Source organism: Bacillus sp. ISL-77 (assembly GCF_018613105.1).
Genome location: NZ_JAGGQY010000088.1, coordinates 34,330 through 44,584, shown reverse-complemented (window position 1 = coordinate 44,584; position 10,255 = coordinate 34,330). Strand labels below are relative to the sequence as shown.

Sequence of the window (10,255 nt, the reverse complement as noted above, 5' to 3'; positions counted from 1 at the left end):
CCCATTTGAGGAATTAAAAGAGAGAATCGAAGAATATATCAATTATTATAATAACAAGCGTATAAAGCAAAAATTGGCAGGCATGAGTCCGGTTCAATTCCGTATCCATACCAGCCAATTAGCTGCTTAACATAAAACTCTAACTTTTGGGGGTCACATCAGAAGCTTTAGGTACCCTCTTTTTATTGCGTATTTGCGCTTTTTTTAGAAAAAAATAATATTTACACACTAAAAGTAGGAGATTTTTATAATATATCGTTTGTAATTATTCCCCACTCATTTTTTATCAGCGGATTTGAGGGTTTTATCAGCGAATCTAGTCCATTTATCAGCGAATTCACACAGTTTATCAGCGATAAACTAGATTTTATCAGCGTATCGAATAATAAACGAATTAATCAGTCTATTATTTTGCCTTTGTTCCTTTACATACCTCGACTATTTTCCCGAAAATATAAAACTAACCAAACGTTTGATTAAAACGGGTATCAGCCCCGGTAAATCAATGTTTTTCTCCGAAATCTTATAAAAAGTTTGTCGGGAACTGGGACAGCTAAGCCTTCCATTCACCTTATTTCCCTTTAAATTTACACCCTTCGACCAACTGCAAACTAATCAAACGTTTAATTAAATAGGCGGAATAGCCCTCCCTCTCAACCTTTTACTCCTGAATCCGGAAAAAAGATTGTAGAATTTACACTGCTCCAAAAAACTAACCAAACGTTTGATTAGTTAGCCGCGACACCATATAAATAAAGGGTTCCAGCCATTTATTGTGAAAATCCTTTGTCGACCCGAGCGATAATTTACCTCTAATAAAATAAAAAACAAGTCGATATTAGGACTATCTTAGGGAAATTCCTATGCTTCGACACGATACCTGATCATTCCTTACTAACCAAACGTTTGATTAGTCTCGGGAAAAACCCTTTTAACAAAAGGATTTTTTCCCGGGAAATGGCGAAAAAAATGTCGAAACACGCAAACAATAAAAAAACTGGCAGAATAGATTCTGCCAGCTTCCATTTAACGCTTTTGTAATTCTTGCTGCAACAATTGGTTGACCAATTGTGGATTGGCCTGGCCCTTAGTTGCTTTCATTAACTGCCCAACTAAGAAGCCAACAGCTTTATTTTTCCCATTCTTAAAATCTTCAATCGATTGCGGATTCGCATCCAGCACTTCAGAAATAATTTTGAGAAGTGTTCCCTCATCGGAAATCTGGACAAGCCCCTTGTCCTTCACAATTTGCTCGGCATCGCCGCCGTTTTCGATTAATTCTTTAAAAACAGTTTTCGCGATTTTCGAAGAAATTGTTCCGTTTTCGATTAGCTTAATCATGCTTGCAAGACCTTCTGGTGTTAACGCTACTTGATGAAGCTCTTTTTGCTCAGCATTCAAGTAGGCGGAAACATCCCCCATTATCCAGTTCGAGGCAAGCTTCGCATCCGCACCACCATTAACTGTCTCCTCGAAGAAATCAGCCATTTCTTTCGTTACAGTTAAAACTTTTGCGTCGTAAACAGGTAACCCAAGCTCTTCTACATAACGCTTTTGACGCTGGTCTGGCAGTTCAGGGATTTCGGCACGAATTCGTGCTTTCCAGTCCTCATCAATGTACAAATCCATTAAATCTGGCTCCGGGAAGTAACGATAATCATCGGAACCTTCTTTAACCCTCATCAGCAAGGTTGCCCCAGTGGCTTCATCAAAGCGGCGTGTTTCTTGATCAATCGTTCCACCGGCCGACACCACTTCGCGTTGACGCTTCTCTTCGTATTCAAGCCCTTTGCGGACAAAATTAAATGAGTTCAGGTTTTTCAATTCTGTTTTCGTTCCGAATTCTTCTTGACCAACGGGACGAATCGAAATATTTGCGTCACAACGAAGTGAGCCCTCTTCCATTTTACAATCGGAAACGCCTGTATATTGGATAATTGATTTTAATTTTTCAAGATAGGCATATGCCTCATCAGGAGTGCGAATATCCGGTTCAGAAACGATTTCAACGAGAGGGGTGCCCTGACGATTGTAATCGCATAGTGAATACCCTTTTCCATGGTTCAGCTTTCCTGCATCTTCTTCCAAATGAATTCGCGTAATGCCAATTCGCTTTGTATAGCCATTTACCTCAATATCAATATAGCCATGTTCCCCAATCGGCTTGTCAAACTGGGAAATCTGATAGGCCTTGGGATTGTCCGGGTAAAAGTAGTTTTTGCGGTCAAACTTTGTGTGGGTCGCAACCTCGCAATTAATGGCCATAGCAGCCTTTATCCCAAATTCTACCGCTTTTTTATTTAGGACAGGTAAAACGCCAGGATAACCAAGGTCAATCACACTAGTATTCGTATTCGGTTCCGCACCAAAATGGTTTGGGCTCGCCGAGAAAATTTTTGAATCTGTTTTTAACTCAACATGGACCTCAAGTCCAATCACTGTTTCAAATTCCACGGTCTTCACCCCCTATAATCCAGGTTTCTGTTTATGATAGTCTGTTGCCTGTTCAAATGCATGTGCTGTCCGATAAATTGTTGCTTCATCAAAATACTTGCCGATGATTTGTAAGCCTAGCGGCAACCCGCCATCAAAGCCACACGGAACCGAAATTCCTGGTAAGCCTGCAAGGTTCAATGGAATCGTTAAAATATCATTGGCATACATCGTTAACGGATCCTCGATTTTTTCACCAATTTTGAAAGCTGGTGTTGGTGTAGTCGGGCCAATAATCACATCATACTTGGCAAAAACATTCTCATAGTCTTGCTTGATTAATGTCCGAACCTGCTGTGCCTTTTTGTAATAAGCATCATAGTAACCTGAGCTTAGTGCAAACGTTCCAAGCATTATCCGGCGCTTTACTTCATCACCGAAACCTTCTGCTCGTGTTTTTTTGTATAAATCAATTAACGTTTCCGCATCCTTTGTACGATAGCCGTAACGGACTCCATCGAAACGGGCGAGGTTCGCTGAGGCTTCTGATGACGAAAGCAAATAGTAAGCAGCAAGTGCATACTTCGAGTGCGGCAGGGAAACTTCTTCCCAAACTGCGCCAAGACCCTCGAGCACCTTTAATGCATTTAAGACGGATTGTCGGACAGATTCGCTGACACCTTCACCAAGATACTCTTTTGGTACTGCGATTCTAAGACCCTTTACGTCACCAGTTAAGGCACTAGCAAAGTCGGGTACGTCCACATTTGCTGAGGTTGAATCCATTGGATCCAGGCCGGATATCGCTTGAAGCAGGTAGGCATTATCCTCAACGGTTCTTGTAATCGGTCCAATTTGATCAAGTGATGACGCAAAGGCTACAAGGCCAAAGCGGGAAACACGACCATAGGTTGGCTTTAAGCCGACGACACCACAAAAAGAAGCTGGCTGACGGATCGAACCACCCGTATCAGAACCTAGGGAAAATAGGACTTCACCTGCTGCAACAGATGCTGCTGAACCGCCTGATGAACCACCTGGAACCGTCTCAAGATTCCATGGATTCCGTGTCGTTTGATAATGGGAATTTTCGTTTGAAGATCCCATTGCAAATTCATCCATATTTAACTTCCCAATCGTTACCGTTTCTGCCTGCTGCAGTTTCTGAACGACGGTGGCATCATAAATTGGATCAAAGTTTTCGAGAATTTTACTCGCACAGGTTGTCCGCAGTCCTTTTGTAACCATGTTATCTTTTAAGCCAATCGGCATCCCGAATAGCAAACCTTTTGCCGCATCCGTGTTAAGTTTCTCATCTAATGCTTTTGCTGATTGACGGGCACGCTCTTCATCTAATGTTAAAAATGCCTGAACTTTGTCCTCGACTTGTCCGATTCTCTTGTATGATTCTTCAACAAGATCGGATACATTTAGTTCCCTTTTATGTAGCAGCTCATGTAGATCTGCAACTTTATAGTCAAATAAACTCACGATTTAATCCTCCTTCCCCATAATCGATGGTACTTTAATCTGTCCATCCTGATGTTCCGGCGCATTTTTTAGTACCTCTTCAAGCGCTAATCCTTGTTTGGATTTATCTTCACGTAAAACATTTTTCATATCCAGCACATGGTATGTAGGTTCCACATTTTCCGTGTCCAATTCATTTAACTGCTCAGCAAAGGTAATAATCGCATCCAGCTGCTTTGTAAACTTTTCTGTTTCTTCCTCTGTTATAGCCAAGCGTGCCAAGTTGGCTACATGCTTAACCTGCTCATTTGAAATTCTTGACATATCATAACCCCCAATCCCATTTGTCTTGTCATATCAATACTAATGATGATACCAAACTTTTCCGCATTACCGCAATGATTCAACTATCAGTATTGGCAAGCAAATCAATTTTTGTTCAAACTTTTAAAAATTTAATTCTATTTCTCTCTTAATAATGCAAATATTTTTTCTAATAAGTTCATCACAGACATTCTTGGCATCTTCCCTTATAATGGTCATGGATGGGAGGGCTTCTGAATGAAAAAACGAAGACGGAAGAAATTTAAACTCTTTTTGATGCTGTTTATGCTTTTTTGTGGATTGGCCATGTTTCAAAATTATTTTCAACAAGCAGGTTCCCTTCAACTTGAAAAATCTGATCCATTTGCTGATGTAAAAAAATATCGTCCCTTAATCCATGATGAATTAGCGAAATATAATCTCGAAACTCATACGACAGTACTAGTAGCCTTAATGCAGCAGGAAAGCCGTGGCAAAGGCGGGGATCCTATGCAGTCGTCGGAATCGGCTGGTTTGGCAAGAAATACAATTACAGATCCGAAAAAAAGTATTCAGGTTGGGGTTAAACATTTTCAGCGCGTTCTTACTTATGGGAATCAGAAAAAGGTAGATTTCCAGGCCATTATCCAGTCTTACAACATGGGAATTGGTTACATTGACTATGTTGCACAGCACGGCGGCAAACATAGTGAGGCATTGGCGAAAGAATTCTCCCTCCAGCGGGTAAAAGAAAAGCCAGCTATATATACTTGTGGCGGCAATAAAGATAATTTCCGCTACCCTTACTGCTATGGTGATTTTACCTATAGCACAAAGGTAACGAATAATATTCAATTGTTAGCAGATACCGTTCCAGTAAACGGCACTGAAAAAACCACCAGTGGATCTTTTTGAAGATTCATCGGTGGTTTTTGTTTACTTTGAAACTGCCCCCTAAAATTGCGTTGTTTTTATGTTTTTCTTTTTCAAATGGGCGATCAGAAAAACGAGCTTAATAGGCAGGTAACCAAGAATTCCACCAGCCGTATTTAAAATTAAGTCGTCCACATCAAAGCTGCCAAATTCAAATACGAGCTGCAACAGTTCGAACGTTAGACTTAAACAAAAGGTAGCAAAGGTGACAGCGCTGATTTTTTGAAACTTTTTTGCCAGCAATGGTAAGATAAATCCAAACGGCATAAAACCGATGACATTCCCTGCTAAGTTCTCAATTCGAATACTTAGATTGATATCTGCTAAAAACAGATAAAATTTAATGGTTTTAAAGGGGACGAAATTATTCGACCGCCAGTGGTATTCATCATAGGTAAAGTTAAAATGATTAATAATCTCCGATAACGGGATATATTTAAACAAAATTAATTTCGAAAGAATCGCTAAATATAAACAAAGAATTAGGAAAAGGGTAATTTTAAAAATAATTTTCATTATCACTGCTCCATTTTTACATATCTAAATAACCATACCATATTTTTAAAATTACGTGGGAGCAAAACTCAAATTGGAGGAATTTAGAATGGCTGAACATATTTTTCATTTAAAGGCGAGCTGGCCGGGATTACGGAATGATGTCGGAGAGATTGAAGCCGGGAATCTAAAAACAAAGATTTCCATCCCACTAGGAATGGATGGGCCGGGTGTCGGCACTAATCCAGATGAGATGCTGCTTGGGGCTGCCGCGACCTGCTATATTATCACACTTGCAGCGATGATGGAACGTAGTCATTTGCAGAAAGAGACTCTAATGATGGAGTCTGAAGGAATTGTGGATGTCACCAATGGGGTTTTTACATATAAAAAGATTATTCACCGACCACATGTAGTCTTGAGAACAGGTGCATCCGAAAAAGAAGTGGCGATGGCTAAGAGACTCGCCAAAAAAGCGGAGTCTTCTTGCATGATCAGTCGCGCCATTCAGGGAAATGTGGAAATCGAACTGCAAGCTATAGTGGAAGTGGCAGTTGGGTGAAAAACAGAGGAGTGTATAGTGTCATAAAGACAGTTGGAGGTTGTACATGAGGTATTTTGTCCTTATGAACCTCTCATAAGGACAGTTTGGGCTCTGGTTTGATGATTTCCGGTGTTAAAGGCGTATGTTCTCTGAAATCACATCTGCTTATTTTTTAAAGATTTTTGAAAAAAAGCCCTTGTTTTTTTTAACTTCCTGCAGTTGGGCAGGTACCTTCTTGGTTATATAGATATCTTCCTTATCAATTGCATGATCCATAGCTAACACCAAGCCGATTTCCGTGTCGTGTTCTTTATTGGTCACAATAGTATGTTCAATCTTATATTTTGTGGCCAGCTTTACATATTTGGAAAGGGCCTCGTAATTCATGTTTCCATTTAAGAAAAGATGGGACTGGGGCTTTTCCTTCATATGCTGCTCCACTTGGGGATATACTGTTGATTCTCCTACTTGGCTTTTCGTAAGAGCCAACACAATCCGCTCTCTTAAAGTTCCTAAGAATTTCCGCCGCTCATCTGGTTTTGTTTCAAGTGGTCCATAGATACCCTGCTGTAAGACCTCATCAACGGTTGTCTTTTTCAACTCAATCAACTCCATATAAAGGCTATTATTATCTATGATGATACTCTAAAAAACGTTCCGTTCCAAAAAGTGGGTTCAGCAGCTTGTAAATTTAACTATCCGCAAGTTGAATCACCTCATACGCAAGTTGGATCACCTCATACGCAAGTTGGACCATCCCATCCGCAAGTTGGATCACCTCATCCGCAAGTTGGACCATCCCATCCGCAAGTTGGATCACCTCATACGCAAGTTGGACCATCCCATCCGCAAATTGGATCACCTCATCCGCAAGTTGGATCCCAATTCCCCGCCTATCCGACAGTAAACCACTAATTTATTCATATACCCACCAACAAAAAATCCCTCCCTCCAATAGGAGAGAAGGATTCGCGCCCTGCTAAAACCTAGTTTTTTCCTGTAAATTGTTCTGCCTCTGTTGAACCTTTCAATGCGGTTGTTGATGATGTTCCACCGGTAATGACCATAGATACTTGGTCAAAGTAACCTGTACCAACCTCACGCTGGTGACGTGTGGCTGTGTAGCCGTATTGCTCGCTGTCGAATTCCGCTTGCTGCAATTCGGAGTAAGCTGCCATGCCGCGCTCTTTATAGCCGCGAGCAAGTTCGAACATGCCATGATTTAGGGCGTGGAAGCCAGCAAGAGTAACGAATTGGAACTTGTAGCCCATTTTTCCAAGTTCGACTTGGAATTTCGCAATTGTTTCTTGATCCAATTTCTTTTTCCAGTTGAATGATGGCGAACAGTTGTATGCGAGCAACTTGCCTGGGAATTGCTCATGGATCGCTTCTGCAAATTGTCTTGCTTCCTCGAGATTCGGCTCAGAAGTTTCGCACCAAACAAGATCTGCATATGGTGCATATGCTAGACCGCGAGCAATTGCCTGGTCAATCCCCGCCTTAACACGATAGAATCCTTCTCCAGTACGTTCACCAGTAATAAAAGGTGCATCATTCATATCGATATCACTTGTAATTAAATCAGCCGCGTTTGCATCGGTACGAGCAACTAGTATCGTAGGAACACCCATAACGTCAGCAGCTAAACGAGCGGCAATCAAGTTACGAACCGCCGTTTGGGTTGGCAGCAATACTTTACCCCCTAAATGGCCACACTTTTTCTCGGAAGAAAGCTGATCTTCAAAGTGGACACCTGAAGCCCCAGCTTCAATCATGCCTTTCATTAGTTCGAAACAGTTTAATTGGCCGCCAAAACCGGCTTCTGCATCAGCGATAATTGGAGCAAACCAATCAATTGAATTGTCGCCCTCTGAATGGGTAATCTGGTCTGCACGTTGAAGTGCTTGATTAATCCTTTTGACAACACTTGGTACACTATTTGCTGGGTATAAGCTTTGGTCAGGGTACATGTGTCCGGACAGGTTTGCATCGGCTGCTACCTGCCAACCGCTTAGGTAGATCGCTTTTAGTCCTGCTTTAACTTGCTGGACTGCTTGATTTCCTGTTAATGCTCCAAGGGCATTTACATAGTCTTCTTCATTTAATAGCTTCCAAAGCTTTTCAGACCCTTTCCGAGCCAACGTATGCTCAATATCAATGGATCCGCGTAGCTTGATAACATCCTCGGCAGTGTATGGTCTTGTAATCCCTTTCCAACGGCTATCCATTTCCCAGCTTTCTTGTAATTGTGCTACTCTTGAATTTGTCATTTTATATTCCTCCTATTAATCTATTAAGTATTTTTTTAATTTAATAAACTAGATCAACTCATACCCTGGTAAAGTTAAAAATTCAGCAAAATCATCATTTAAAATCAAACGGTCAAACAGTTCAACTGCTTTATCAAATCGACCGCCTTCAAATGCCTGCACACCAATTTCCTGTTTTATTTTTCCTAATTCCTCCACCTTATATTGCTCATACATCTCCACAGTGACTTTCCGTCCGTCGTTAAGCATCCCTTTAGGGTGGCGAATCCACTGCCACAGCTGGGCTCGTGAAATTTCTGCAGTAGCAGCGTCTTCCATTAAGTTGTGAATAGGGGCTGCGCCACTTCCACTTAGCCAGGAAGCCACATATTGAATCCCAACATTTATGTTTAAACGAACGCCCTCTTCAGTAATCGTTCCACCTGGTGATTCAAGCAAATCTTGGGCTGTTACTCTGATTTTCTGTTGCTTAAGTGTATGAATTTGGTTTGCAATCGGCATTTCACGGTTGAAAACCTCCAGGGCTACCGGAACAAGACCTGGGTGTGCCACCCATGTTCCATCATGACCATCACGGGCTTCACGCTCTTTATCGGCACGAACCTTTGCAAAAGCCTCCTCATTAGCAGCCGGATTATTGCGAATCGGAATTTGGGCTGCCATTCCTCCGATTGCCGGTGCCTTGCGGCGGTGACAGGTTTGAATCGTTAATAACGAATACGAACGCATGAATGGTACTGTCATCGTTACCTGTGATCGATCCGGTAAAATGACATCCTTGTGGTTACGCAGCTTTTTTAAGTAACTGAAGATATAATCCCATCTTCCACAATTCAATCCTGCAGAGTGTTCCTTTAGCTCAAATAAAATCTCATTCATTTCAAATGCGCCCATGATGGTTTCTAGTAAGACAGTCGCTTTAATGGTTCCATTCGGAATCCCAAGCTTCTCTTGCGCAAATACAAATACATCATTCCAAAGCCTTGCCTCCAGGTGACTTTCCAATTTTGGTAGATAAAAATATGGTCCTGTTCCCCTCTTAAGTAACTGGTTCACATTATGGAAAAAGTACATCCCAAAGTCGAAGAAACTTCCTGAAATAGGCTTGCCATCTAGTAAAATATGTTTTTCTTCTAAATGCAGGCCGCGTGGTCTAACAAACAGAACAGCTGTTTTTTCATGTAGTTCATATTTTTTACCGTTAGGATTTTCAAAGGAAATCGTCCGATTTACTGCATCTCTTAAGTTGATTTGTCCTTCGATGATGTTTTCCCATGTCGGTGAAGTGGCGTCTTCACAATCAGCCATAAAAACCTTTGCACCAGAGTTTAAAGCATTGATGACCATTTTTCGATCGGTCGGGCCTGTAATTTCTACCCTGCGATCTTGCAGGTCATCCGGCAGCGGAGCAATGGTCCAGTCACCATTCCGAATATGTTTTGTCTCAGGGAGAAAATCTGGCAATTTCCCATCATTAATTTCGGCTTGGCGTTTTTGCCTGTACTGTAACAGTTCAATTCTTCTTTCGCCAAACTTTCGTTCTAGCGCTTCAATAAAATTTAATGCCTCTGGTGTTAAAATCTCTTCGTACTGGGCTCTCATTGCCCCAACCACTTCAATACCTGTCGTTTGCGTCGACATGAACTACATCACCTCTTTGTTATAATACAGCAACTATCTACGTTTTGTATTATATAACACTGATTTTAAAAATGGAACCACTTTTCAGAAAATTTTATAAAAATAGGTAAAAACTCCCTGTCCTCTGATTTTTCAAAAGGAAAAGTCCATAAAAAAAAGGACGTCA

The 10,255-nt window shown here is 41.2% G+C and carries 11 protein-coding genes; 3 read left to right on the top strand and 8 right to left on the bottom strand.

Annotation, left to right across the window (positions count from 1 at the left end):
- The coding region (locus J7E77_RS28165) for an IS3 family transposase (RefSeq protein WP_214718670.1) at positions 1-130 on the top strand (130 nt) is incomplete at its 5' end.
- 896 nt (positions 131-1,026) lie between these two features.
- On the opposite strand, the gene gatB is transcribed toward J7E77_RS28165, so the two are convergent.
- Genes gatB through gatC form a run of 3 tightly spaced genes read right to left on the bottom strand, consistent with a single transcriptional unit; the run spans position 1,027 to position 4,227 of the window.
- The gene (gene gatB / locus J7E77_RS28160) at positions 1,027-2,454 is read right to left on the bottom strand and encodes an Asp-tRNA(Asn)/Glu-tRNA(Gln) amidotransferase subunit GatB (RefSeq protein ID WP_214718664.1); all 1,428 of its coding nucleotides are present in this window, start codon (positions 2,452-2,454) and stop codon (positions 1,027-1,029) included.
- A gap of 12 nt (positions 2,455-2,466) precedes the next feature.
- Complete coding sequence (gene gatA, locus J7E77_RS28155; RefSeq protein WP_214718663.1) at positions 2,467-3,924, bottom strand: Asp-tRNA(Asn)/Glu-tRNA(Gln) amidotransferase subunit GatA; 1,458 nt, start codon at positions 3,922-3,924, stop codon at positions 2,467-2,469.
- A 3-nt stretch (positions 3,925-3,927) separates the two neighbouring features.
- Positions 3,928-4,227, bottom strand: a complete 300-nt coding sequence (gene gatC, locus J7E77_RS28150; RefSeq protein ID WP_088085175.1) for an Asp-tRNA(Asn)/Glu-tRNA(Gln) amidotransferase subunit GatC — start codon at positions 4,225-4,227, stop codon at positions 3,928-3,930.
- 237 nt (positions 4,228-4,464) lie between these two features.
- On the opposite strand from gatC, the gene J7E77_RS28145 reads away from it, so the two are divergent.
- Positions 4,465-5,121 (top strand): lysozyme family protein, encoded by a 657-nt coding sequence (locus J7E77_RS28145; protein WP_214718654.1) that lies wholly within the window; start codon positions 4,465-4,467, stop codon positions 5,119-5,121.
- A 39-nt stretch (positions 5,122-5,160) separates the two neighbouring features.
- Here J7E77_RS28145 and J7E77_RS28140 read toward each other — a convergent pair whose 3' ends face one another.
- Positions 5,161-5,655 carry a VanZ family protein gene (locus J7E77_RS28140; RefSeq protein WP_098934661.1) on the bottom strand — a complete coding sequence of 165 codons (495 nt, stop codon included), beginning with the start codon at positions 5,653-5,655 and terminating at the stop codon, positions 5,161-5,163.
- A gap of 88 nt (positions 5,656-5,743) precedes the next feature.
- Between J7E77_RS28140 and J7E77_RS28135 the strand changes: the two genes are divergently transcribed.
- Positions 5,744-6,196, top strand: a complete 453-nt coding sequence (locus J7E77_RS28135) for an OsmC family protein (protein WP_214718653.1) — start codon at positions 5,744-5,746, stop codon at positions 6,194-6,196.
- Positions 6,197-6,343: 147 nt separating this feature from the next.
- On the opposite strand, the gene J7E77_RS28130 is transcribed toward J7E77_RS28135, so the two are convergent.
- From J7E77_RS28130 to aceB, 4 genes are all read right to left on the bottom strand, one after another.
- Entirely contained in the window at positions 6,344-6,778 is a 435-nt protein-coding gene (locus J7E77_RS28130) for a YueI family protein (protein WP_251026883.1), read from the bottom strand.
- 91 nt (positions 6,779-6,869) lie between these two features.
- Positions 6,870-7,040: a hypothetical protein gene (locus J7E77_RS30975; protein ID WP_214718651.1), complete on the bottom strand. Its 171-nt coding sequence runs from the start codon at positions 7,038-7,040 to the stop codon at positions 6,870-6,872.
- 124 nt (positions 7,041-7,164) lie between these two features.
- Entirely contained in the window at positions 7,165-8,448 is a 1,284-nt protein-coding gene (aceA, locus tag J7E77_RS28120) for an isocitrate lyase (protein WP_168241662.1), read from the bottom strand.
- Positions 8,449-8,496: 48 nt separating this feature from the next.
- Entirely contained in the window at positions 8,497-10,089 is a 1,593-nt protein-coding gene (aceB, locus tag J7E77_RS28115) for a malate synthase A (RefSeq protein ID WP_214718650.1), read from the bottom strand.
- Positions 10,090-10,255 lie beyond the last annotated feature (166 nt).